Source organism: Saccharopolyspora gloriosae (genome assembly GCF_022828475.1).
GTDB lineage: Bacteria > Actinomycetota > Actinomycetes > Mycobacteriales > Pseudonocardiaceae > Saccharopolyspora_C > Saccharopolyspora_C gloriosae_A.
This window is the reverse complement of the sequence record NZ_CP059557.1, coordinates 2,014,545-2,036,900: the sequence shown is the minus strand read 5'-3', so window position 1 is coordinate 2,036,900 and position 22,356 is coordinate 2,014,545. Positions and strand designations below refer to the sequence as shown.

The 22,356-nt window shown below is 66.9% G+C and carries 20 protein-coding genes and 1 pseudogene; 20 read left to right on the top strand and 1 reads right to left on the bottom strand.

From position 1 onward, the window contains the following. Positions 1-46 precede the first annotated feature (46 nt). The 4 genes and pseudogenes from H2Q94_RS08575 to H2Q94_RS08560 all read left to right on the top strand — a co-directional run bounded on the left by H2Q94_RS08575 (position 47) and on the right by H2Q94_RS08560 (position 6,095). Positions 47-496 carry a hypothetical protein gene (locus H2Q94_RS08575; protein ID WP_243793823.1) on the top strand — a complete coding sequence of 150 codons (450 nt, stop codon included), beginning with the start codon at positions 47-49 and terminating at the stop codon, positions 494-496. Continuing rightward, entirely contained in the window at positions 493-1,632 is a 1,140-nt protein-coding gene (locus H2Q94_RS08570) for an NUDIX domain-containing protein (RefSeq protein WP_243793822.1), read from the top strand. Before H2Q94_RS08575 ends, H2Q94_RS08570 begins: the two co-directional genes overlap by 4 nt. Positions 1,633-2,212: 580 nt before the next feature. Beyond that, a pseudogene (gene dnaE, locus H2Q94_RS08565) lies at positions 2,213-5,754 on the top strand (DNA polymerase III subunit alpha). Further along, positions 5,751-6,095 carry a DUF6300 family protein gene (locus H2Q94_RS08560; protein ID WP_243793821.1) on the top strand — a complete coding sequence of 115 codons (345 nt, stop codon included), beginning with the start codon at positions 5,751-5,753 and terminating at the stop codon, positions 6,093-6,095. The pseudogene dnaE and the gene H2Q94_RS08560 overlap by 4 nt, the downstream one beginning before the upstream one ends. A 36-nt stretch (positions 6,096-6,131) precedes the next feature. Here the strand turns inward: H2Q94_RS08560 and H2Q94_RS08555 are convergent, their stop codons facing one another. After that, complete coding sequence (locus tag H2Q94_RS08555) at positions 6,132-8,312, bottom strand: helix-turn-helix domain-containing protein (RefSeq protein ID WP_258718704.1); 2,181 nt, start codon at positions 8,310-8,312, stop codon at positions 6,132-6,134. 273 nt (positions 8,313-8,585) lie between these two features. On the opposite strand from H2Q94_RS08555, the gene H2Q94_RS08550 reads away from it, so the two are divergent. The 16 genes from H2Q94_RS08550 (at position 8,586) to H2Q94_RS08475 (ending at position 22,255) form a co-directional block, all read left to right on the top strand. After that, complete coding sequence (locus H2Q94_RS08550; RefSeq protein ID WP_243793819.1) at positions 8,586-9,272, top strand: GGDEF domain-containing protein; 687 nt, start codon at positions 8,586-8,588, stop codon at positions 9,270-9,272. A gap of 105 nt (positions 9,273-9,377) precedes the next feature. Beyond that, positions 9,378-9,881: an A24 family peptidase gene (locus tag H2Q94_RS08545; protein WP_243793818.1), complete on the top strand. Its 504-nt coding sequence runs from the start codon at positions 9,378-9,380 to the stop codon at positions 9,879-9,881. Beyond that, the gene (locus H2Q94_RS08540; protein ID WP_243793817.1) at positions 9,878-10,408 is read left to right on the top strand and encodes a hypothetical protein; all 531 of its coding nucleotides are present in this window, start codon (positions 9,878-9,880) and stop codon (positions 10,406-10,408) included. The genes H2Q94_RS08545 and H2Q94_RS08540 overlap by 4 nt, the downstream gene beginning before the upstream one ends. Before the next feature lie 50 nt (positions 10,409-10,458). Then, complete coding sequence (locus tag H2Q94_RS08535; protein ID WP_243793816.1) at positions 10,459-11,250, top strand: hypothetical protein; 792 nt, start codon at positions 10,459-10,461, stop codon at positions 11,248-11,250. Positions 11,251-11,374: 124 nt separating this feature from the next. Continuing rightward, positions 11,375-12,052, top strand: a complete 678-nt coding sequence (locus H2Q94_RS08530) for an SAF domain-containing protein (RefSeq protein ID WP_243793815.1) — start codon at positions 11,375-11,377, stop codon at positions 12,050-12,052. A 33-nt stretch (positions 12,053-12,085) separates the two neighbouring features. Beyond that, positions 12,086-12,892: a CpaE/TadZ family protein gene (locus H2Q94_RS08525; protein WP_243793814.1), complete on the top strand. Its 807-nt coding sequence runs from the start codon at positions 12,086-12,088 to the stop codon at positions 12,890-12,892. Continuing rightward, positions 12,889-14,232 (top strand): TadA family conjugal transfer-associated ATPase, encoded by a 1,344-nt coding sequence (locus H2Q94_RS08520; RefSeq protein WP_243793813.1) that lies wholly within the window; start codon positions 12,889-12,891, stop codon positions 14,230-14,232. Before H2Q94_RS08525 ends, H2Q94_RS08520 begins: the two co-directional genes overlap by 4 nt. Beyond that, positions 14,229-15,077, top strand: coding sequence for a type II secretion system F family protein (locus H2Q94_RS08515; protein ID WP_243793812.1), 849 nt, complete (start codon positions 14,229-14,231; stop codon positions 15,075-15,077). Before H2Q94_RS08520 ends, H2Q94_RS08515 begins: the two co-directional genes overlap by 4 nt. Beyond that, the gene (locus tag H2Q94_RS08510) at positions 15,074-15,949 is read left to right on the top strand and encodes a pilus assembly protein TadB (protein WP_243793811.1); all 876 of its coding nucleotides are present in this window, start codon (positions 15,074-15,076) and stop codon (positions 15,947-15,949) included. Before H2Q94_RS08515 ends, H2Q94_RS08510 begins: the two co-directional genes overlap by 4 nt. 24 nt (positions 15,950-15,973) lie before the next feature. Next, positions 15,974-16,222, top strand: coding sequence for a hypothetical protein (locus H2Q94_RS08505; RefSeq protein WP_243793810.1), 249 nt, complete (start codon positions 15,974-15,976; stop codon positions 16,220-16,222). 17 nt (positions 16,223-16,239) lie between these two features. After that, positions 16,240-16,647, top strand: coding sequence for a TadE/TadG family type IV pilus assembly protein (locus tag H2Q94_RS08500; protein ID WP_243793809.1), 408 nt, complete (start codon positions 16,240-16,242; stop codon positions 16,645-16,647). After that, positions 16,644-17,081 (top strand): TadE/TadG family type IV pilus assembly protein, encoded by a 438-nt coding sequence (locus tag H2Q94_RS08495; RefSeq protein ID WP_243793808.1) that lies wholly within the window; start codon positions 16,644-16,646, stop codon positions 17,079-17,081. Before H2Q94_RS08500 ends, H2Q94_RS08495 begins: the two co-directional genes overlap by 4 nt. Beyond that, positions 17,078-17,512: a hypothetical protein gene (locus tag H2Q94_RS08490; RefSeq protein ID WP_243793807.1), complete on the top strand. Its 435-nt coding sequence runs from the start codon at positions 17,078-17,080 to the stop codon at positions 17,510-17,512. Before H2Q94_RS08495 ends, H2Q94_RS08490 begins: the two co-directional genes overlap by 4 nt. Before the next feature lie 565 nt (positions 17,513-18,077). After that, positions 18,078-20,468 (top strand): AfsR/SARP family transcriptional regulator, encoded by a 2,391-nt coding sequence (locus tag H2Q94_RS08485; protein ID WP_243793806.1) that lies wholly within the window; start codon positions 18,078-18,080, stop codon positions 20,466-20,468. Positions 20,469-20,521: 53 nt separating this feature from the next. Next, complete coding sequence (locus H2Q94_RS08480; protein WP_243793805.1) at positions 20,522-20,827, top strand: GIY-YIG nuclease family protein; 306 nt, start codon at positions 20,522-20,524, stop codon at positions 20,825-20,827. 825 nt (positions 20,828-21,652) lie between these two features. Beyond that, positions 21,653-22,255 carry a hypothetical protein gene (locus H2Q94_RS08475; protein ID WP_243793804.1) on the top strand — a complete coding sequence of 201 codons (603 nt, stop codon included), beginning with the start codon at positions 21,653-21,655 and terminating at the stop codon, positions 22,253-22,255. Positions 22,256-22,356 lie beyond the last annotated feature (101 nt).

Here is a 22,356-nt window from a genome sequence, read left to right as displayed (position 1 = left end):
GACCCGGTGCCCTGCTTGTTGCCCTGAACGAAAGAAGTCAGTCCTGATGGTGTCGAACCCCTCCCGGGTCCGGATCCGGGCCTGCGGCCTACTTGCCCGGCCCGACCGCGCCGACTGGCTACTGGTCCGCGACCACGGCGAGACCGCCTGGCGCCTGCCCGGCCGCGACGTCACCGCGGCCTTCGACACGCCCGCCGAGACCATCCTGTCCACCATTCGCGGCACCCTCGGCTTCAACCTCCACACCACGCCCCAGTTCTGCGCGCACACCTGGATCCGCCCCCAGCACGGCCCGCCGCTGCTGACCTACCTGTTCGACCTCGGCGCCATGCCCTCCGATCTCGTCCGGCCACAACGAGGGCTCGAGGTCAACTGGGTCCACCGCATCATGACCCCGCGCCTGCTGTCCGGAAGCGACGTCCCCGCCCTCCTCCGACACCTCGACCAGCCCGACCACACCCGCCATACGGCCCCCTACCAGGAGCTCCTCTCATGACCCGAGGGATCCGGCTTGTTTCGATTGATGTCGGCGGCGTGCTCGGCACCATCGCAGGACACAGCCTCGGCACAGCGCTCGCCGCCGCCTCACCACACCAGGACTCCACCGTCGCCGACATCGTGCGCCGCACACTCCACACCCACGCCCACACCACCGACGAGCTGATCCAGCACCTCGCCACCGAACTCGCCCTGCCCGCCAAAAAGGTGCGCGACATCCTGCGCACACCCCGGCCCCTACTGCTGAACCCCACCGCCCGAGCGCTCCTGAACGGGCTGCGTGATGCCTGCCCCGACGTGCAGGTCGTCGTGTGCTCGAACCTGGCCGCCGCCGATGTCACTCACGCCGACCTCATCCGCGCCGAACTCGGCGCACAACTCGACGCCACCTACTTCTCCTACCGCACTGGTATGGCCAAAGGCACCGGTCCGGACGTGTTTGAGCACATCGCCCGCACCCACCACGTGCAGGTCTCCGACATCGTCCACGTCGGAGACAAAGTCCACGACGACGTCCACGCCCCATTACTCGCAGGCTGCCGCGCCCTTTGGATCCACCCCGACCACACCCACACACACCGCGTCGCCGCCAACGACCGCTACCGCACCGCCCCCGACCTGGCCGGGGCCGTCACCGAACTCTGCCGGTGGATCCCCGACAGCACTCCGCGTCCGACCCTGCCGGTACGCGCCGCAGCCCTGATCCGCAACGCATCCGGACAACTTCTCCTCGTCCGCGGACCGGACGACGAGATGTTCTCGTTTCCCGGTGGACGCTGCGAACCCCACGGCCCCGACTCGCCACCGCAGGCCATGGTCCGCGAAGTCCACGAGGAACTCCGCCTCACCGCCACCCCGGGAGCACTGCTCTGGGCCGGGTGGGCTGAAAGCGAGTCCTCGGCCGGCGAGAACAAAGCCCACTTCCTCTTCGACGCTCGCCTCGTCGGCACCACCGTTCCCGACCCGGACCCCGCCGAAGTCGCCGACTACCGGTGGGTCTCCAACAACGACGCACTGCACCTACTTCACCCGGCCGAGGCCAATCGGCTGGTGCGCATCACCCGCCGCCAACACCACGGCTGGCAATACCAGCCCCGACCCTGCCGCGCCTCCGAACCGAGAACCACTCCATGACCACACCCTGCCGCAAAGCCGCGCTGCGAGAACACCGCCGCCGCGACAATCGGGCACAGCCCCTACCTCGGCGCCGACGACGACCGGCTCGCTACCTGCCTCGCCGACCGACACCACCAGCACGGCGACCCCATCACGGCATTGATCCACGGCCGGTCTGCACCGCGCCCGCCTTCACAGCCTGCTCAACCACGCCGGAACACCAACCAGCGACAGGCGATCTAGGCCCACCAGAACCCGAGGATATGGCCGTGCAGACGACAACACCTGCACATATAGCCATACCCTGATCAACTCATCTGAGAGGAGGTGTGACACATGGCCAGCAACGGCGACGACTGCCCGACCTGCAATGGCAGCGGCAACGGCGGCGACTGCAACATGTGCGGCGGCACCGGCAAGATCTAGGTGCCCGCAGGCTCGGTGTAGCCGGACAGCAACACGAACCCAACGCTGCCCGGTTACACCGAGTGGGCCGACTAGAGTTGGCCCACCAGCGACCCAACCCCTACCTGATGCTCCCGGAGATGCCCGCGTGTCTGATCGGTTCGTTCATCTGCACGTGCACACCGAGTTCTCGATGCTCGACGGTGCTGCCAAGCACGACGCGCTGTTCGCCGAAGTCGCTCGGCTCGAACAGCCCGCGGTGGCAATGACCGACCACGGCAACATGTTCGGTGCACACTCCTTCTACGCACAGGCCAAGAAGGCTGGCATCAAGCCGATCATCGGCATTGAGGCGTACGTCGCACCGGCAAGTCGTTACCACAAAAAACCCATGTTCTGGGGCGAGCGCGCGCGGACTGGGAAGAAAGAAGTTGACGAGTACGGCGAGAGCGGCGATGTCTCCGGTGCCGGTGCGTACACGCACATGACCATGGTCGCTCAGAACTCGACTGGACTTCGCAATCTGTTCAAACTGTCCTCGCTGGCCTCCACGGAAGGATTCTTCCGCAAGCCGCGTATGGACAAGGAACTGATCGCTGAGCATTCCGAAGGGATCATTGCGACCAGCGGTTGCCTAGCCGGTGAGATACTTACTCGCCTCCGGCTCGGCCAGAAACAAGAAGCATTGCAAGCCGCCTCGGAGTACAAGGACATCTTTGGGGCAGACCGCTTCTTTATCGAGGTCATGGACCACGGTATCCAAATGGAGCGCGACATCCGCAATGAATTGCTAGATATTGCTCGTCAACTTGAACTCCGCACCGTGGCAACGAACGACAGTCACTATGTGACCGCTGATCAGGCTGGCCACCACGATGCGTTGCTGTGCCTGCAAACTCGCTCGACGCTGGCTGACACCGACAGGTTCAAGTTCAACGGCGACGGCTACCACATCAAATCGTCAGCCGAGATGCGCGAATACTGGGATACCGAGGTGCCCGGCGCAGCAGATAGCACTCTACTCATCACCGACATGGTCGAGGGCTATGAAGAGGCGTTCGCAGCGACGAACCGAATGCCGCAGGCTAAGATCAAGCCCGGCAGCACCGACGTAGAGGTTTTGCGCGACGAGGTAGAGGAATACATTCCGACCCGGTTTCCCGACGGGTTCCCACAGGAGTATCGCGATCAGCTTGAGTGGGAACTCAAGGTCATCACCGAGAAAGGGTACAGCTCGTACTTCCTTGTCGTCGGCGACATGATCCGCTGGGCCAAGAACAACGGTATCCGTGTAGGACCAGGTCGAGGCTCGGCCGCGGGGCACTTCTATCCTATGTGCTGCACATCATTGATATTGACCCCTTGAAGCACGGGCTACTCTTCGAGCGATTCCTTAACCCAGAGCGCGACTCGCCTCCGGATATCGATATCGACTTTGACGAGCGCAGGCGTGACGAAGTCATCGCCTACGCAAAGAATAAATACGGCGGAGAATACTTCGCTAAGGTCATCACCTACGGCACGATTAAGACCAAGGCAGCATTCAAAGACGCTGCCCGCGTCCACCTTGGACAACCCGGATTCCAGCTCGCTGACCAGTTCAGCAAGGCACTACCGGCACCGATCGCCGCGAAAGACATCCCGCTGTCCGGGATCGTCGACCCAAAACACGAGCGATACACAGAGGCCACCGAGGTTCGGTCGCTGATCGAAAAAGATGCGCAGATCGGCAAGATTTTCGACACCGCTCTCGGCCTCGAAGGGCTGATCCGAAATGCGGGTGTACACGCCTGCGCCCACATCATCTCGCGTGAACCGCTGCTCGACGTGCTGCCGTTGTGGAAGCGAGACGACGGCGAGATCATTACCGGCTGGGACGGCCCGCAGTGTGAAGACGTGGGCCTGCTCAAGATCGATATTCTTGGGCTAGTCAACATGACCACGATCGATGACACCGTGCGCATGGTGAAGGCCAACCACGGCGTGGAGATCGAGCCGCTTGATATCCCTCTCGATGACGCGCCTACCTACGAGCTGCTGGGCCGGGGCGAGAGCTTGGGCGTGTTCCAGCTTGAAGGCGGCGGGATGCAATCGCTGCTCAAGCGCATGGCCCCCACACGGTTCGGCGACATCGTCGCCTGCGTCGCCCTATACCGACCGGGTCCGATGGACGTCAATGCTCACCTGGACTACGCCGACCGCAAGAACGGCAAGAAGCCAGTCGAACCAATCCACGCCGAACTCGACAAGCCGCTTGAGGACGTGCTCGGCGAAACCTACGGCCTGATCGTCTACCAGGAACAGATCATGGCCATCGCGCAGCAGGTGGCTGGGTACACCCTCGGACAAGCCGACTTGCTACGGCGTGCGATGGGTAAGAAGAAGAAGGAGGTGATGGACGAGCAGTTCGCCCGGTTCGAAGCCGGGATGGTCGAACGCGAGTACGGCAAGGAGGCCATCAACCAGCTTTGGGCGACGGTGCTGCCCTTCGCCGGGTACGCGTTCAACAAGTCTCACGCCGCCGCCTACGGCCTCGTGACCTACTGGACCGCCTACCTGAAGGCGCATTATCCGGCCGAGTACATGGCTGCGCTGCTGACCGCCAACGCGCACAACAAAGATAAAACCGGCGTCTACCTGTCCGAGTGCCGTCGGATGGGCATCCGAGTGCTGCCGCCGGACGTGAATGAATCCGTAGTCGGGCACGCCGCCGTAGACGGTCGCATCCGCTTCGGAATGGGAGCCATCCGCAACGTCGGTGCGAACGTCGTCGAGTCGATCACGAAGACACGTGAGGCCAAGGGCCGTTTCACCTCGTTCACCGACTTCCTCGACAAGATCGAGATCACCGCCTGCAACAAACGAGTCATTGAGTCACTGATCAAGGCCGGCGCCTTCGACTCACTCGGTCTCACTCGCATGTCGCTGACTCAGCACCACGAAGCGGCAGTGGACGCCGTGATCGGCCTCAAACGCCAAGAGGCGATGGGGCAATTCGACTTGTTCGGCGGAGCCGACGACACTGCATCCAGCGATGATTCCTCGCCATTGGCGCACCTTCAGTTCACCACCGACGAGTGGCCACGTAAGCAGCTGCTCGCCTACGAGCGCGAAATGCTTGGCCTCTACGTCTCCGCACACCCCCTCGACGGAGCCGAACGGCTGCTGCGGCCCTACCAAGACACCAGCATCGCCGAACTCGTCGGCGGGGAACGCGAACCAAGCAGCAATGGCAAGGAAGAGGCCAAAATCGCCGGGATGATATCGGGGATTCAGCGCCGTCTTAACAAGAACGGACAACCCTGGGCGATCGTCACGTTGGAAGACTTCGACGCCAGTGTCGAAGTGCTGTTCTTCCCGAAGTCCTACGAGATGTTCTCCGACTGCTTGATCGAAGACAACGCAATGGCGGTCAAGGGCCGAGTCAACGAACGTGAGGGCGAGATCAGCGTGTTCGCCGCGGATGCTGTTCCGGTGGACATCGCTGCGGCCGAGCACTCACCCGGTTCAGCGCCACCGTTCGTGCTGCGTGCCGACGCCAAAAAGATCACCAAGGACATCGTCGTCGAGCTACGCAACACGTTGGGCTCCTACCACGGCGACACCCCGGTACACATTCACCTGGGCGCCACACGCCTCGAACTACCAGAGTGGCCAGTCAAGGTCTGCACCGAACTCGTCTCCGAACTCAAATCGGTACGAGGCATCGTGATCGAACGTGTGAGCTCGGCATGACGAACGAGCCGGATGTGGAGCTGGCGCCACGGCACCCGTGTGTGCGCTGTGGCACTCCGATCCTGGCTGCCGTCACCGTGCCCATATCCGACACCGAACACAGCGCCGGGCGTCGCATCACTGCCACCGTGTGCCCGACTTGCGATCGCCACCATCCCGCACCCGAAGTCCAAGGCGTGATCGCGTATTTCACGCTCAACGAACGCATCACCGGGGACGAGATCGAGGGTGCGGGACAGGTGTTGTCGGACTGGGCTCAGTACGTGACAACCCACCCTCCGACCTACACCTCGACCGATCTTGACGACGAGATCGAGGCCTGGGAACGCGGCGAGATGTAACCGACGAGTCGGCGACACGTACTAGCTCGGTCCGGATTAGAGGTTGTCGAGTTCGGTTTGGATGCGTTCGGCGTCGTCGGAGCCGATGTAGTCGGCGATGTCGATGGCGCGGGTCCAGTGCTGGCGGGCTTGGTCGGTGTGGCCGGTGGCGTGGAGGGCTTGGCCGAGGACGTAGAGGGCGTCGACTTCGCTGAAGAGGGCGGCGTGGTCGTGGGCGTAGGTGGCGGCGTGGCTGGCGAGTTCGACGGCTTCGCCGCAGCGGCCCTGGCGGAGCCGGACCACGGCGAGGCGGGTGTGGGAGTAGCAGCGCAGGAGTGGCTCCCCGTTGGGAGGAAGGCTCGTGACGGCTTGAGTGAGGTCGGTGTCAGCGATGTCGAGATGGGCCTGTTCACCGGTGTGGTCGTAGGCGTTGAGGTGGACGGTGCCGCGCAGGGTGCGAGCGCTTTCGTCTCCGGAGCCGCCTTCGATCGATTCGAGGGAGTCGATCGCTTCGGTGAGCAAGCTGAGGGTTTCTTCGATTGGGTCGCCGCGGTAGAGACGAGCCTTAGCGAGGGCTTGGGTGGACCATCCGAGTTCATGGACGTCGCCGAGCTCGCGGCGGAACTCGACGGCTCGGGAGAGGTGATCGATGGCTGCGTCGAGTTCGCCGCGCTCGGTGTCGATGTAGCCCTGGACTTGGGCCATCCACGCCATGCCTTCGCGGTCGTGGGCGCGTTCGGCGTGTGCGGCGGCGTGACGGGCCATGCTGTAGGCGATGGGGTAGGGCTTGGCCAGGATGGCGTAGTCCAGGCTCACCGCGACCAGTTGCCAGGCCAGGCGGGTCCAGTTGCGTTCAAGGGCACCGCGCACGGCGATGGGCATGTACTCCCAGCGGGCCTCGGCCCATTCCAAGGCGGCGTCGAAGCTGGCGAATTCGGGAGGGTGAACGTCCTGGGGCAGTTCGACCAGCGGCGGGCCGCTCTTGCGATCAGGCGCGAGACGACGGTTGGCGTTTGCCCACCCGTGGAGCAGGTACGTCAAGGTACGGCCGGTCGCAGCATCGCGGTCCTCGATCGAGTCAACTCGTTGGCTCTGTTCAAGGGCGTAGGCCCGGTGGAGCTCGTGGTACTGCCAGGTGCGTCCGCGTTTGGTCAGCAGTGAGGCTTTCGCGGCGGCGTCGAGCAACACGCGGACTTCGCGCTCGGGCATCCCTGCGGTGGCTTCAGCCGATTCCGGGGTGACTTCGGGCAAACTCGCACACAGCCGCCACACGCGGGCCTGTTCGTCTGTGAGCTCGCGGTAGGACAGGGCGGTGGCTCGGCGGACAGCGTCGGTGGGGGCGGTAGTGGCGGCCATATCGGCGATCATCTCCTGATCCGCGTCGTGGGCAGCGAGCACGTCACCGAGCGAACGCAACGCCAGCGGAAGCCCCGCACCTCGTGGCGCGAGGGCGGCGACCCGCTCGCGCGGCTGCCCGGAGCGTGCCGCGATCAAGTCGGTGGCGTCGTCGGTGCCGAGCGGCGATACCGGATACCACCGCACCGGGCCGGGCAACTCCAGTTCCCGATCGCGACTCGTCACCACGATGACACTACCCGGTGCCGCAGGAATCAAGGGTGGAATCTGGTCCGACTGGGCGTTATCCACGCCCAACAACAACGGCGTTCCCGCAGTGAGTCCGCGCCAGATCTCGACCAGATGGTCGAGATCATTCGGAAGATGCCGCAACTCGTGCCCGGGAATCGAGGAACACCACGAACGCAACACCGACACGGCCGAACGCGGACCGGTGACGTGATCCCAGGCCCGCATGTCCACCCAGCGCACCGTCTCGAATCGAGATTTGACCTCGTGGATGGCAGCAAGAGCGAGCGCGGTTTTCCCGATCCCCGCCGTGCCGGTCAGCGCAAGGAACCGCGGAGGCCGCGCAGCATCACTCGGAACGGGGGTGAGCGTGCCGACGAGATCCTGCAGCAACCGCGCGCGACCGATCAACTCCTCGCCCGGCGGCAGCCCGATGACCAGGCTCGACCAGCCGCCCGGCTGGAACCCACCTGCCTCCCGGAGTACGTCGGCGAAGGCTCCCTCGGTACCGAGGGCCTGATCGAGTGCTGTGGCGGTCTCGTCCCGCAAGTGGCGGCTCCCGGCTTCGATCCGGGACAACTGTCCATGACTGACACTGATCATTTTCGCGAGTTCGCGCACGCTGAGATCACGTTTGAGCCGCCACCGTCTCACCAGCGCACCCACACTTTGATCGTCCACACGCACCTCCGGGAAAAAGCTCCCGACTCCTTCTCGGTGGTAGCACGCCAGGGCCGAAAGAACCGTCCCGCTTCACCCATTCGAGTGGTCTCGTGGTGCCAACCGTGAGGTGCCAACTTTTGGCACCACGGAACCACTACCACCACCCGTATCGATCGCCCCACCGTGAAGCCAGGCACAAGAAATCGACATCTCGATCACACAATGACTCTGTGATCACGATTCACCCCTGAAAGGAGTCGATCAATGCGTGTTTTGACGGCACATGCGACGACGGTGGCACGGTCCTGGGTACGTACTCCACGCCGCATCCTCGCTGCGGAGAACGGTGAGCTGCGTCGTCAGCTCCAGTTCTGGGAGAGCTACATCGCCGAGTTGGAGCGGGAGCTGGCGAAGGCGAGTGCGCAGGCGTGGGACACCGTGGCGGAGGTTCCGGTGCGGGCCGTATGGGAGTCCATTGTGGATTCCCGACTCGCGGGTGAACAGGAGCGCACGTGGGTGGTGTGGGCGGATCTCGATCAGTTCAAGCGGGTCAACGACCGGTTCGGGCATCTGGCCGGGGACACGGTCCTGCGGGCGGTGGCGCGGCGTCTGGAGGAAGCGTTCGCGGCGCGGTCGCCGGTGGTGTGCCGTCTCGGTGGCGACGAATTCGGAGTGCTCGCCCGCGACCTCGACCGCGACACGGACCTGACACGGTTCGCCGCCCTGATGGCCGAACCGGTGGCCTTGCCGCATGGGTGCTCGGTGCTCGTGTCGGCGTCGGTCGGTCTCGTCCATGCCGGCGAGCTCGCCCCCGGCGCGTCCCGCGAGGACGTCCTGCGCCGGGCGGACGCGAACTCCTACGCCCACAAACCACACCGCGTCGTCGGTGCTCCGAGTCCCCGCACCCGGGCGCGGCAGCTCGGTACCGAAGCGATCGGAGCGGCACGGTGACGGCGCGGACGGGCCACGGCGGCACTCGTGATCACGATGCCCTGGGGACTAGCAGCCGCCCCGCTGGTAGCGGTGAACCTTCTGGCGTGGCTTCCTCGGTGGTGGATGCCGATCGCGGCCGGACTCAGCGTGGCGCTGCTGTCGGTGACGGTGCAGACGCGGTTCGGCGGGGATCCGGCGCTGGCGGCGTGGTGGTGGCTCGCCCTGGTCGGGACCGTGCTGGGGCTGATCGATTCGGTGCACCACCGGCTGCCGCACTCATGGCTGGCGATCCTGGCCACCGGTGGCCTGATCGTGTTCGGCACAGTCCGCCCGGAGGCGTTGGGGCGGCTGCTGATGGCAAGCGCCGTGGTGCTGCTGCTGGGGCTGATTGTGCAGTGGGCGATGCCGAACGAGGTCGGATTCGGCGACACGTTGCTGCTCGCCGCGCTCGCACCGTTCTGGGCGTGGTCGGGTTGGTCCACCGTCCTTACCGGGCTGATTACGTCCCATCTGGTTCTCGGGGGCTTCGCGGCGGTGGCGTGGCTGGCCGGGATGCGGGGGCCGGGTGCGCGGATCGCGGCCGGGCCGGGGTTGGTGCTGGGCGGGTGGCTTCCGCTGCTGGCGTGAGCCTGGGTCGTCGGGCGGGTGCCGGTGTGATGGTGCTGGCGGCAGTGCTGGCCGGGTGCGCAACCCCCGCACCGCCGCCACCGCAGGCACCGGCGATCAGTCCGCCCCCGCAGGCCCAGTCGCACCGCGACGGTGCGCAGGCCGAGGTCAGCGAGGCCTACGGGCGTTTCTGGTCGGTGGCGCAGTCGTTGCCGCAGCGCCCGGTCGAACGCTGGCGGCCGGAGCTGAGCACCGTGGCCACGTCCCGGTTGGTCGACACGATGCTGGCCAACCTCGCCCGTCACCGCGAGCGCGGCATCACTGTCTACGGCGAGATCCATCCGCGGATCACCGACGTCCGTGTGGAGGGATCTCGGGCCGTGGTGACTGATTGCCAGGACGCCAGTCGCTCCGGGCAGGCCGACGCCCGCACCGGAGACCCCCGCACCGTGGGCATTGCCCGCAACCTTGTGGCAGGCACCCTGGAACACACCCCGGAGGGGTCGTGGCGGGTCGCACGGATCGACTACCCGGACGGAGACTGCTGATGCGACAGCCCCTCCTCACCGCAGTGGCCGTTGCAGCCGCCTCCGCACTAATGCCCCTATCGGCCGCCGCCGACGGCGGAGTCGTCGTCACCCCCGACGATCACGAAGGCTTCTACAGCTCCCCGTCGATCGACCTCGGTGCCGTCGCTGGCAGCACACCGTCGAAACCGGGCAAGCCCGGCTCGTCGGAGCCGGGTGGCGTGGCGGGCGGGGGTGTTGCTGGGCCGCCGATGGGGTTGAGCTGGTCAGCTCCCGGAAGCGGTGTGCCCGAATGGTTCACGGTTCTGCCGGAGTTCCGGTTCCCCGACTTCGGCCAGGCCCCAACACCACCGTCACCGGGCGTGTTGGCCGCGCAAGGTGCCGAGCAGTTACAGCTCCCACTACCGACGCCCTCGCATTCCCCGGACGTGGCGTTGCCCGATGGCCGTTCGGCGACGGTAGTCGGCGAGCACACCTGGTACTGGACCGAACCCGGCCGGTGGGAACCGGTGTCGCAGCGGGTGCAGGCCGGTGCGGTGTGGGCCGAGGTCACCGCCAGCCCCGTGCGGTTGAGCTTCGATCCCGGCAATGAGCAAGGGCTCGTGTCGTGTCCGGGACCGGGCACTCCGTACGACCGCTCCTTCGGTGTGCACGCGCCGTCGCCGGACTGCGACGTCGTCTACCAGCGCTCCTCGGCCCACGAGCCGGGTGAGCAGGTGCGGGCGCAGTGGGCGATCACCTGGCAGGTCACTTGGCGCGGGTTCGACGGCACCGCACCCGTCGGGGGCGAGCTTCCGGACATGACCTCGCGGGCCACTGCGGATCTGGCCGTGGTCGAAGCCCAAGCACTCAGCACCGGCTAACTCGGCGCGCTTTCGAGCTTTCGCGCCTTCGAGCTCTCGAGGTTTCGAGGTCTTATTCATCGCAGGTCACAGGGGTGATCGGCGTTTCGTTTCGAAGTTTTCCTATTCCTGAGAGGGGACAGCTATGTCCGCACTCGAGACGAGTGCCCCTGTCGAACGGTCCTCACCGACCGACACCGACGCATCTCCGCAAGTGCCGGGTCGGCGGCGCTGGTGGGTGTGGTTCACCGCGGGCCTGCTGGTCGCCGGTGCGGTGACGGGTAACGCGGCACTGATCACGCAGATGTCGGATCGCGAGCCGGTGCTCGTGCTCGCTCGCGATGTGCCGTGGGGACAGCCGGTTTCCGGCGACGACGTGCGCGCGACCGACCTTCCGGCCGAGGTAGGGACGTTCGCGGTTCGGGAAACCGCGCAGGCCGGGATCGTCGGGCAGGTCGCCGGGCGGAACCTGCACGCCGGAGACCTCCTCGCCCCGAGCGACCTCGCCACTCAAGCGGTGCCAGGGCCGGGGCAGCGGGTTCTCGGGCTGCGGCTGGAGCCCGGCCGCTACCCCGCACGCGGCCTCGCCCCGAACGACCCCATCGCCGTGCACCCCGCCCCCGACGAGAGCACCAGCAGTGCAAGCGGGACGCATGAACCAGGCGGGCAGGAGTTCTCGGCGCGGGTCGTGCGCGCGTCACCGCCGGACGCGGACGGAGCGATCACCGCCGACGTCCTCATCCCCGAATCCACCGCACCGGCCGCGGTGGAGGCGGCCGTGGGCGGGGCGCAGGTCAGCCTCCTCGGCCCTCCCCAGAGGTGACAAATCCCCTTGAGCAGAAGGAGGAACATTCGCATGGCGATCACAGCAATGATCAGCGCACTCGGCGCGCCAGGAGTCTCGACAACGGTGGCGGCGTTGGCGACCGCATGGCCCGGCCCGGTCTTGGCCGTGGACGCCGACCCGGCGCGGGGAAGCTTGGTGCCGGGGTGGTTGTCGCGGTGGTGGGTCGACGGGCGACTCACCACGGACGGCGCGGTGACCTTCGCGGCGAGCACACGCAGGATGACGAGTGTGCCGGCCGAAGGGCTCGCCGGTCACGCCCAGGAGGTTCCGCACGCCCGCCACGTCCGGGTCCTTCCGGGGGTGTTGCATCGCGAGCAGGCGACCGCGATCGGCTCGGATGGCTGGTCGCGTCTCGCGAGCGCGCTGCGCGACCTCACGGCCTCGGGGCCGGATGTCCTCGTGGACGCCGGACGATGGTCCCCGCAGACTCCGTGGCCGCTTTTGGGTGCGGCGGATCGGGTGCTGCTGGCGGTGCGCCCGAGCCTGCGGTCATGCTCCGGCAGCACCGATCTCGCCCGCCACCTGGCCGATCGGTACGCCGCGGTGGAACTGGCGGTGCTGGCAGCCGACTCCCACGGTGCAGCCGACACCGCCGCAGCGCTCGGGCTGCCGGTGGGGCTCACCGTGCCCGAGGACGCGATGAGCGCGCACGTGTTCAGCGACGGTGCCCGGATCCCAGCACGCCTCGATCGACGACCCTTGTGGAGAGCCACTCGCCGCAACGCGCGCGCATTCCATCGCCAAGCCCACCAGCCAGTGCGTTTCGACCACGACACGGACGCGGGCGTGGACGTCGTGAGGGCGGGGATCGAATGACCACGACATCGACGCTGCCGTGGTTCGACGACGGCGACCCGATCCCTGATCCGACGTCGGTGGAGTTCGTGCGAGTCGAGGTCGCCCGCCGAGTCGAGGCCGGCGACCTCGACGAAGCCACTGTGATCCATGAAGAACTCGCCATGTGGGCCGCCCACCGAGTCAGGAGAGGGCTACCGGAACTGTCACAGGCGGCCGAAAGGCGGCTCGAAGAAGCCGTCCGTGGCGCCGTGAACGGGCTCGGCGGCCTCGCACCGGTCCTGGACCGCGACCGTGTCGAGAACATCCACATTCACGGCTGCGACCAGGTCCTCGTCGAATGCTCCGACGGCACCACAGCCCGCTGGCCCTACTCGGTAGCCGAGTCCGACGAAGCGCTACTGGAGCTGCTGGGAGAACTGTTCGCCCGGCTCGGGCACACCTCCCGCGAATTTTCCAGCGCACACCCGATCGCGAACATGCGCATCGGCGCCGGTGGCCCGCTCGGATCCCGTGTTGCGGCGGTCCGGGAGGTGTGCGCGCGTCCGAGGGTGGCGATCCGGCGGCACCGGCTCGCCCACGCCACCCTCGACGACCTCCACACGAACGGCACGCTCGACGACCGGCTGCACGCCTTCCTCGCCGCGGTGGTCACGGCAGGGCTCAACGTGTTGGTGACCGGCGGCCCTTATGCGGGGAAGACGACGATGTTGCGGGCGTTGTGCCAGCAGATCCCCGCACCCGAGCACGTGATCACGGTCGAGGATGACTACGAGCTCGGCCTGCACCTCGACCCACACCGACACCCTCTGGTCACGGCGTGGGAAGCCCGCACCGCCGGGGCCGAAGGCACCGGCGAGATCACCCTGGACGACCTGCTCAAACAATCACTCCGACACTCACCCTCGCGCGTGATCGTCGGGGAAGTCCGTGCCGGGGAGATCACCGCGCTACTGCGAGCCTTGGGCAACGGGGCTGCTGGCGGCATGGGCACCCTGCACGCCACCAGCGCCGCCGCCGTCCCCGACCGCATCGCCGCCCTCGGGCAGCTCGCCGACCCGCCGTTGCCGATCGCGGCTGCGCACCGCTGGACCGCGTCCGCGCTCGATCTCATCGTGCACGTCACCCGACACGACACACCACACGGACGCCACCGCACCGTCGCGGAAATCGTGGAGGTCGGCCCGGTCGGCGACGCCGACATCCCCGACCTCACCCCGCTTGTCGCCACCCCGCCGGGCCAGGACCGTGCGGTGCCGATCGGCCCGCCCAGTCCCGGGCTGCTCGACCGGCTTATTCACGCCGGGCTCGACCCCGACGTATTCGAGCCCCCGGCGCTCATCGGTGGTGGTCGGCGATGAACTCCTTCTTGCTGGGCGGAGCACTGTGTGGGTTCGCCTTCGCCCTCGCCGCCCTGCTCCTCCTGTGTGGACATGTCGGGGTCCCGTCGATCCGCCGGGCTCGTCCGGTAGCGAGCCGGTTCTCCCCGCGGTCGCTGCGGCTCGCCGCCGGGGCGGTGCCGCTCGGCGCAGTGGCGTGGTGGGTGACCGGGTGGCCGGTGGGCGGCATTGCCGTCGCGGCGACCACGGTCGGCCTGCCCCGCATCCTGGCCCCGACCGCAGCACGCGAGGGCATCGTGCGCGCCGAAGCGCTGGTCACCTGGACCCGCCGTGTCGCCGACCTGCTCGCTTCCGGCGCCGGAGGGCTCTCGCAGGCCATCACCCGCTCCGCCGCCACCGCACCAGGCCCCCTGGCCAAACCGGTCGGACGGCTCGCGCACCGAGCCCGGCATCAGGGCACAGAGACCGCACTGCGGGCCTTCGCCGACGAACTCGCCGATCCCGCGGCCGACGCGATCGTGCTCGCCCTGCTGCTGCGATTGCGCACCGGCGGACGCGGGCTCGCCGAACTCCTGCACCGCCAGGCCGACGCCCACGCCCGCGACGTCACCGCACGCCGGGACGTGGAGGCGGACCGGGCGAAACCGAGAACCACGGTGCGGTCTCTCATCGGCATCACGCTGGCCATGCTCACCGGCCTGTTCGCGTTCACCGGGCACTACCTCGCGCCGTTTTCGACCACGACAGGCCAAGTCGTGCTGGCAGGGATCGCGGCGTTCGGGGCGGCTTCGCTGATGTGGATGCACCGACTCACCACTCCACCTGTCCCACACCGCTACCTCATCACCACTGGGGAGAGCCGATGATGCCGCTCGCCCTACTACTCGGGCTCACCCTCGGCACCGGAATCGCCCTCACGTTCGTCGCGGTACTGCCCGCAGCACCGCTGGACCTGTCCGCCGCGCTCGCCCAGATCAGCACCCGTACCGGCCGCCCCGGCAGGACCGACACCCGTACCGTGCCTGCACGTCTCGCTCGCTGGGCCGCGCGAGCCCGGCATCCGTGGCTCGGTCTTCCCGAAGCCGACCTGGACCTGCTGGAGATCGCCCCGCAGCAGTACCTGTCCCGGCGGCTGCGCGGTGCCGTACTTGGCGCCGCAGGCGTAAGCGGAGTCGGACTGCTCGGGGTGGCAGGCACCTTAGTTCCGCCCGTTGCAGTGGCCTTCGGGGCGGTGATGGGCGCCGGGCTCGGCGGCATGGTCCCGTACTTCCAGCTCCGCGATTCCGCCGCGCGGCGGCGTGAGGATTACCGGCGGGTGCTCGCGGTCTATCTCGATCTCGTTGCCCAAGAGCGCAGTGCCGGCCGTGCGGCGACTCCCGCGTTGCGCGAGGCCGCGGAGCTCTCCGAGCACCCGTTGTTCCTGCGGATTCGGGCCACGGTGGCGCACGCGCACCGGTTCGGCCGCACCCCGTGGGACGCACTGCGCGACCTCGGCGACCGGCTTCGGCTGCCGGAACTGACCGATGTCGCCGACCTCGCCGACACCGCCGCCGACGGTGCGGCCATCGCCACCAGCCTGCACACCAAGGCCGCCTCGCTGCGCCATGCCGCACTGGCCGCCGACAGCACCGAGGCGAACTCGCGCAGCGAACGCCTCAGCGTGCCGACCTCGCTGCTGATGCTCGCGTTCCTCGGCCTCGTGCTCTACCCGACCCTCGCCCAACTCCTCACCACCTGAACGCCCGACCGGAAGGAACAGCACATGCACGCGCTTCGCCACACCCTCACCCGCAGCACCGAAACCCTTCAGTACTGGGTACTCACGCTCGTGCTCGCCACGACCGACACCCTCGACCACCTGGCCACCCGCGCCCGCCGCATCCAGATCGACGACGAAGGTTCCGAGACCACCGAAAAGGCCGTGCTGACCGCGATCGGCCTGGCCGTCGCGGTCGGGCTCGGCGCAGCGATCACCGGGGTGGTCAACAAATACCAAGGCCAAATCCACTAACCGAAGGACCCTCTACCATGTCTGTCCACACCAGACACACCTACCTGGATCGCGGTTCGGAGACGGTGGAAACCGCGGTGCTCGCCGGGGTGGCGCTGGTGCTGCTGGTCTCGGTCGTGCAGGCCGCGTTGTGGTGGCACACCCGCAGCCTGTGCCACCACGCCGCCACCACTGGCCTGCACGCCGCCCGCATCTACACCGCCACGCCCGGCGCCGGAGAACGCGCCGCCGCCGACTTCCTCACCCGCGCGCCGAACGCCGCCACCGACCCCACCACGAGCGTGGAGGCCAATGCGGACGCGGTGACGGTGCGGGTGACCGCGACCGCGCCACGCGCGCTGCCGATCCCGGGCCTCGAGTTCCGCGTCACCCGCTCCGCGACAGCCGAACAGGAGAGGTTCACGACGCCGGGAGGCAGATCATGAAGCGCCCGTGGAACACGCTCTCGGATGCGGGTTCGGCGAGCGTCGAGCTCGCCGTGCTCACCCCGATGGTGCTGGTGATGTTGGCCGTGGTGATCGCGGGCGGGCGGATCGTGGGCGCCCACGCCGCCCTGGATACCGCCACTACCGCCGCAGCCCGCGCGGCTTCGTTGGCCCGCACCACACCCGCAGCACACGCCGCAGCCACCACCACGGCCCGCGACACCCTGGCGCAGGAAGACGTCCACTGCGGACAGCAGTCCCTCGACGTGGACACCGGCGCCTTCAACACCGCACCGGGGACCTCCGGTGCGGTCGTGGTGCGGGCCTCCTGCACCGTGGCGCTCGACGACCTCGCATTACCCGCCATGCCCGGCAGCATCCCGCTGCACTCGGAGTTCACCAGCCCACTTGATCCGTTCCGGGGGCGCACATGAATTCCCACGACCACGACCACGACCACGACCACGACCGGGATCGGGGTTCGGTGAGTGTGCTGGTCGCGGTCCTGCTGCCCGCCCTGCTGCTCCTGCTCGCCCTCGTCGTCGACGGAGCCGACCGGATGCGGGCGCTGGCCCGAGCCGATGCGGTCGCGGCCGAAGCCGCCCGCACCGCACTCACCGCCATCGACACCCGCACGCCCCACATCACCCTAGACACCACCACCGCACGCTCAGCCGCCCAAACAGCGCTCGCGGCCAGCGGGCACCGCGGCAAGGTCACCCTCGACGGGCAGCGCACCGTGCGCGTCACCGTGTCGCATTCCGAACCCGCCGTCATCGGCCTGCTCGACCCGATCCACCACGTCACCGGGCGCGCGGAGGCGCAGCTCGGTGTCGGCACCACCACACCCGGACTCGCACCATGATCGTGCTCCTCGCGTTCCTGCGACGACTCCCGATCCTGCTCGGGCTACTGGTCCTGCTCACGGTCCTGCCCGCGATGCTCGTACTCGGCACCCAATGGCTCGACTGGCCGCAACTGAGCTGGCCCCCGCTGCATTCCGGGTTCCTCGGCGCCTTCGAACCCGCGCACTTCCGGGCCTGGCTGGTGGACAGCTACCACGAGATTCGCCTCACGCTCCGCGTCGACGGGTTCGTCATCGGCGGGTGCCTGCTGTTCATGTGGGCCATCTGGGGTGTGATGATCTGCTGGATCACCGAAGACACCTACCTCCTAGTGCGCTACGGCGTCCGGCGTCTCCGCGAGAACGGCCCCGACGGGGCACGCGGCTGGATCACCGCACTGGTCACAGGCACCGTCCTGCTCGGCACCGCCACCCCCAGCCTCGCCTCAGCACTCCCGCAAAACTCGGTGGCGGCCAGCGCGCCCCGCCACCCCGGCGGCCCACACCGCGCTCCCCCGAAGCGCCGTGGGCCGCGCCGGAGACGGACGGGCACCACGCCCACAGCCCGTCCGTCTCCGGCCCCACCGTGTTCGTCCACCGCGGCGACACCCTCTGGCTGCTCGCCAAGATTCACCTCGGCGACGGCAACCGGTGGCACGAGATCACCCACCTCAATCCCCACCTCTCACCCGAACCCCAGTTCCTGCTGGCCGGGCAATGGCTGCGGATGCCCGACGACGCCGTGAACACCGAACCCCCACCACTCCCGGACGACGTCCGGTGGGTCACCGTCGGCAACGACGACACCCTCACCAACCTCGCCCAACACCACCTCGGCAACCCCGAACGCTGGCAGGAGATCTACGAGCTCAACTACGGGCGCACCCAACCGTCGAACCGCACTCTGCGCTATGCACATGTCCTCATGCCCGGATGGCGCCTCGCCCTCCCACCCACCGAATCCCCGATCCCACCAGTGCGGGCAAGGGACTCCCCTCCTCCCGCGCCGCCGCCTCATCAGCAGGCCCCGCCCTCGCCTGCCGAGACCGACACCTCCACTACGACGTCGGCCGGCTCGGTGGTGCTCGCCAGTGGCGGGGTGGTCGCGGCAACGCTCGCCGCGGCAGTGACCACAGGAATGGTCCTGCGCCAGCGTCGACGGCGGCGCACCTACACACCCGGCAGCGGAGACCGCTCACCACCCCGTCTCGGGCCAGCGGTCCACACCCTGCGGCTGGCCTACGACCATGCCCACCCCGCAGGCGACGAAGCCGCCGCCGACACCGCCGTGGTGCTGCCCGCCACCGCGGATCATTCCGGCTTGCACTCCCCTGTCGTCGGTGGTGTGGGAACCACAACATCTGTCGAGGTCGGTGTCCGCGACGAACGCGCCCACGCGGTCGATCTCGCCGCCCTCGGCGGACTCGGCCTCACTGGAACAGGCGCGGAAGCCACCGCTCGCTCCTTGCTGGTACACCTCTTGGCCACCACCAACGCTTCCGTGGTCATTCCCGACCACGACGCCTGTGCCCTGCTGGGAGAGCCACCTCCCGACTCCCCTCGGCTTCATCTCGCCGCGGACCTTTCAGAGGCCATCAACGAACTTGCCAACCTCGGCAATCCTGGCACCGATCATGTGGACACCGTGTTAGCGGCCGTTCTGGTGGCCAGCATTGATCGGCCCCACCAAGGCCTGCACGCAGCCCTCGATTCCGCCCCTGCGACCGCGGGCATCCTGATCGGTGACTGGCCTGCCGCCACAGCACGTGTCCGCGCCGACGGAACGGTCACCACCGTCAGCCCTGCCATCGCCGAACTCCGCGGCACGCAGCTGTTCCACCTCAACTCCACCGACACCCGCGACCTCCTCGACCTGCTCACCGACACCATCGACGGTCCGCCGGCCGATTCCCACGCCCCTTCCGCAGCTGGCAGTCCCGAGCCTGATGGTCACGACGAGACCGCACACCACGCACGAGAGCTCGGCGCGGAACCCCCGGATTCGCAGCACCACACCGAGGAGCTCGACGCCGACCACGAACACGGCGGCAACGGCACGTCACCGCAGGAAAATCAGGAATTTCGGCTGCCGGAACCGCCACTGCCAGCCACCGGCGAAAACCCACACGACCTCGCCCACGGCAGACCCGATCGGCCTGCTGGCACCGCGCCGGTCGCACCCACCGCAGGCGATTGCGGGCTTGCGGAACGTCCCATAACCCTGGCGGTGCTCGGCCCGCCCACCCTCACCTGGCACACGCCCGACGGCGCCGACCGAGACCTGACCTCGATGCTGGCCCCCAAGCACAAGGCGCTGCTGGTGTTCCTGGCACTGCACCCCCGCGGAACGTCCCGAGCGACCGCACGCGAAGCGCTCTGGCCCGATGCACGAGGACGCCGCCCCTACAACGCCTTCTACGCCGCCCTCTCCCAAATCCGCAAAACGCTCGCCGACACCACCGACGACCACGCCACCCACCTCATCCTCCAGCGCGACGAACACATCACTCTCAACCCGCAACTGGTCACGGTGGACTACTGGCAACTCACCCAAGCCGAACACGACCAACACCGCGCGAACACCGATGAACAGCGCTTCGCCGCCCAAACACACATCGCCGAGACCTACCGCGGAGAACTCGCCGACGGCATGTCCGCGCTCTGGCTCGACGGCCCCCGCGAAGCAGCCCACCGCACCGCCCTCGACGCCCTCGCCGGCATGGCCGCCCACTACCGAGGAAACGACCCGCAGCGCCAGCTCCAACTGCTCGAACACGCCCGATTCCTGAACCCGGAGAACGAGGCCATCTACCGCGACATCATCAGGGTGCAGGCCGAACTCGGCCGCACCGACGCCATCAGCCGCACCGTCCATCTGCTCACGACCACGCTGGCCGATATCGGCGAACGCCCCGACCCAGGCACCCTCACTCTTGCCCGCTCCCTGCAAGCGCGACACGACCGGGCAGCCGGTTAGCCAACCGTGAGCGGGCCGCCCGGTTAGTCGGTGTGTCCCCTTACCCTCCCAGCATGAAGGTCATCTACAAGATCACTTATCCCAACGGAAAGATCTACATCGGATCAGACCAGACTGACAGTCGGCTGACCTACTTCGGAAGTCCATCGAAGAAAATACTCGACCAGGACTTCAACCGCGCTGACCTCCAAGACTTCACCATCCGCAAACAGATCCTCTGGCAGTCTGAGACCGCGACGAACAGCGAACTGCTCCGGTTCGAGAAAGAACTCATAGTCGAACATCGCGCCAATGACCCCGCCTACGGCTACAACCAGCGCCCCCTCTTCAGACCCGGTACAAACGACCAGCCGAAATGATCACTTTCCGTGGCTCCATGTGGCATACACGGCGCGACGATCCCGCCCATCCCTTGGATCCACGTGTTCCCTCGGGAATCTTTGAGAAGTTCAGATCTGATACAGGTACTCTCGCGCAATCGTCCGCAGGACACCTCCCGAGTCGTCCCCTATTCTGTCGGCGACCGCAAATACGCCGTTGATGGCCGAGAACCTGGCTTCAGTCGAGTCAACGGGACCGACCTCCGCGCACGGGACGGGTAGCGGGTTGGTCGGCCGAAGGGGATTCGCTCTCCGGCCGACCGACAGAGGTCCTACTCATCTACCTACTCATGTGCCCAGCCACGCACCCACTGACCTACCCGTTAAGCAGGAAGCACCCTCGCACGACGATGTCGCAGGTCAGCACACCACTGGCACTTCCTGAAGCCACCCAGCCTCGGTACCCCACGGGAACTTGCTGACGACTGAACGGAAATGAGAGCGCGAGACATCGAATGAAATACTCACCGTGACAAACATTAACGGCGAAGCCGTGCAGCCTTCCTTCATCGTTACTCGATCGCCCAATTACTTATTTTCCTACTCTCACTGCCGCTCTCGGACCCAGCGCCCCGCCGTTCGCAATCAAGCACAGTGCTTGCGTAGCTTGAATTCAAACACAGTTTTCGTACACCCTCGAAATTCATCCATAGGATTTCGTTGCACATATTGCAGCCATCGCAGCGCCGGCGTTACGGTTAATCCATCGAAACGGAACAAGTAAGTAGGTTCCAACCAAGACAGCTTGCGGGCAGGGATTCGCACCCCGATTGCCCCGCAGTCACAAGCCCCGAGAGGATTACCATGACCTCTGTGTCTGTTGAAGCGTGGTCGCACGGTGACGGATGGCTTTCCGTGGACACGCAAGAGTGGATCAACGATCGTGGCGATTACGCGGACGATCTCACCGACGACTTGCGCCAGTGGATGGAAGACAACGAGAAAGACTATCCACACGATGAGGTGATCACCGCGTGGATTGAGGCTCGCACGGGGGAGCTTCCGGCCGGCCTGCATGGCGATGGTGAACTTTGGCACCACACCTTGTTCAACTTCGCTGATCATTTGATAGAAGACATCGGATTCGTGGTGCTGTCCTCGGCCGGACTCGGCGATTTGATGATCACCGTGAGCGACAGGCAAGGTCGCTACGAGCCGCCGACCGTGTACCGCTCCACCGTCGACGACATGGCGGATTGGGCGGACTACTCGGACGCCGAGGGGGTTTGCGCCAATGGGCATGAATGGGGCACGAATGACACCGTGCACCTTCATGCCTGGAACAGCGTGGCAGTGGACACGTACCGCGTGCTCGACTTGATTCGGGTTCCTTTCGGCGACCCGTCCCGCGCTTACGTCGCGTGCCCTGTCTGCCGGAAGGCCGTGCACTTCGACTGCCGGTTCTGACGCGTCGCGCGGTCGGCTGCGCGCCTTTTCCTAGAGCTAAGCGCAGCGGCCGGCCGCGCATCCCCCCTTGGCCTGTTAGATCTTCTTCTGTGCGAGGTGTG

Excerpts from the sequence above, each read along its gene's own strand:
- H2Q94_RS08575 (WP_243793823.1), top strand. The coding sequence starts at position 47 with ATGGTGTCGAACCCCTCCCGGGTCCGGATCCGGGCCTGCGGCCTACTT.
- H2Q94_RS08570 (WP_243793822.1), top strand. The coding sequence starts at position 493 with ATGACCCGAGGGATCCGGCTTGTTTCGATTGATGTCGGCGGCGTGCTC.
- H2Q94_RS08560 (WP_243793821.1), top strand. The coding sequence starts at position 5,751 with ATGACGAACGAGCCGGATGTGGAGCTGGCGCCACGGCACCCGTGTGTG.
- H2Q94_RS08550 (WP_243793819.1), top strand. The coding sequence starts at position 8,586 with ATGCGTGTTTTGACGGCACATGCGACGACGGTGGCACGGTCCTGGGTA.
- H2Q94_RS08545 (WP_243793818.1), top strand. The coding sequence starts at position 9,378 with ATGCCGATCGCGGCCGGACTCAGCGTGGCGCTGCTGTCGGTGACGGTG.
- H2Q94_RS08535 (WP_243793816.1), top strand. The coding sequence starts at position 10,459 with ATGCCCCTATCGGCCGCCGCCGACGGCGGAGTCGTCGTCACCCCCGAC.
- H2Q94_RS08530 (WP_243793815.1), top strand. The coding sequence starts at position 11,375 with ATGTCCGCACTCGAGACGAGTGCCCCTGTCGAACGGTCCTCACCGACC.
- H2Q94_RS08525 (WP_243793814.1), top strand. The coding sequence starts at position 12,086 with ATGGCGATCACAGCAATGATCAGCGCACTCGGCGCGCCAGGAGTCTCG.
- H2Q94_RS08520 (WP_243793813.1), top strand. The coding sequence starts at position 12,889 with ATGACCACGACATCGACGCTGCCGTGGTTCGACGACGGCGACCCGATC.
- H2Q94_RS08515 (WP_243793812.1), top strand. The coding sequence starts at position 14,229 with ATGAACTCCTTCTTGCTGGGCGGAGCACTGTGTGGGTTCGCCTTCGCC.
- H2Q94_RS08510 (WP_243793811.1), top strand. The coding sequence starts at position 15,074 with ATGATGCCGCTCGCCCTACTACTCGGGCTCACCCTCGGCACCGGAATC.
- H2Q94_RS08505 (WP_243793810.1), top strand. The coding sequence starts at position 15,974 with ATGCACGCGCTTCGCCACACCCTCACCCGCAGCACCGAAACCCTTCAG.
- H2Q94_RS08500 (WP_243793809.1), top strand. The coding sequence starts at position 16,240 with ATGTCTGTCCACACCAGACACACCTACCTGGATCGCGGTTCGGAGACG.
- H2Q94_RS08495 (WP_243793808.1), top strand. The coding sequence starts at position 16,644 with ATGAAGCGCCCGTGGAACACGCTCTCGGATGCGGGTTCGGCGAGCGTC.
- H2Q94_RS08490 (WP_243793807.1), top strand. The coding sequence starts at position 17,078 with ATGAATTCCCACGACCACGACCACGACCACGACCACGACCGGGATCGG.
- H2Q94_RS08480 (WP_243793805.1), top strand. The coding sequence starts at position 20,522 with ATGAAGGTCATCTACAAGATCACTTATCCCAACGGAAAGATCTACATC.
- H2Q94_RS08475 (WP_243793804.1), top strand. The coding sequence starts at position 21,653 with ATGACCTCTGTGTCTGTTGAAGCGTGGTCGCACGGTGACGGATGGCTT.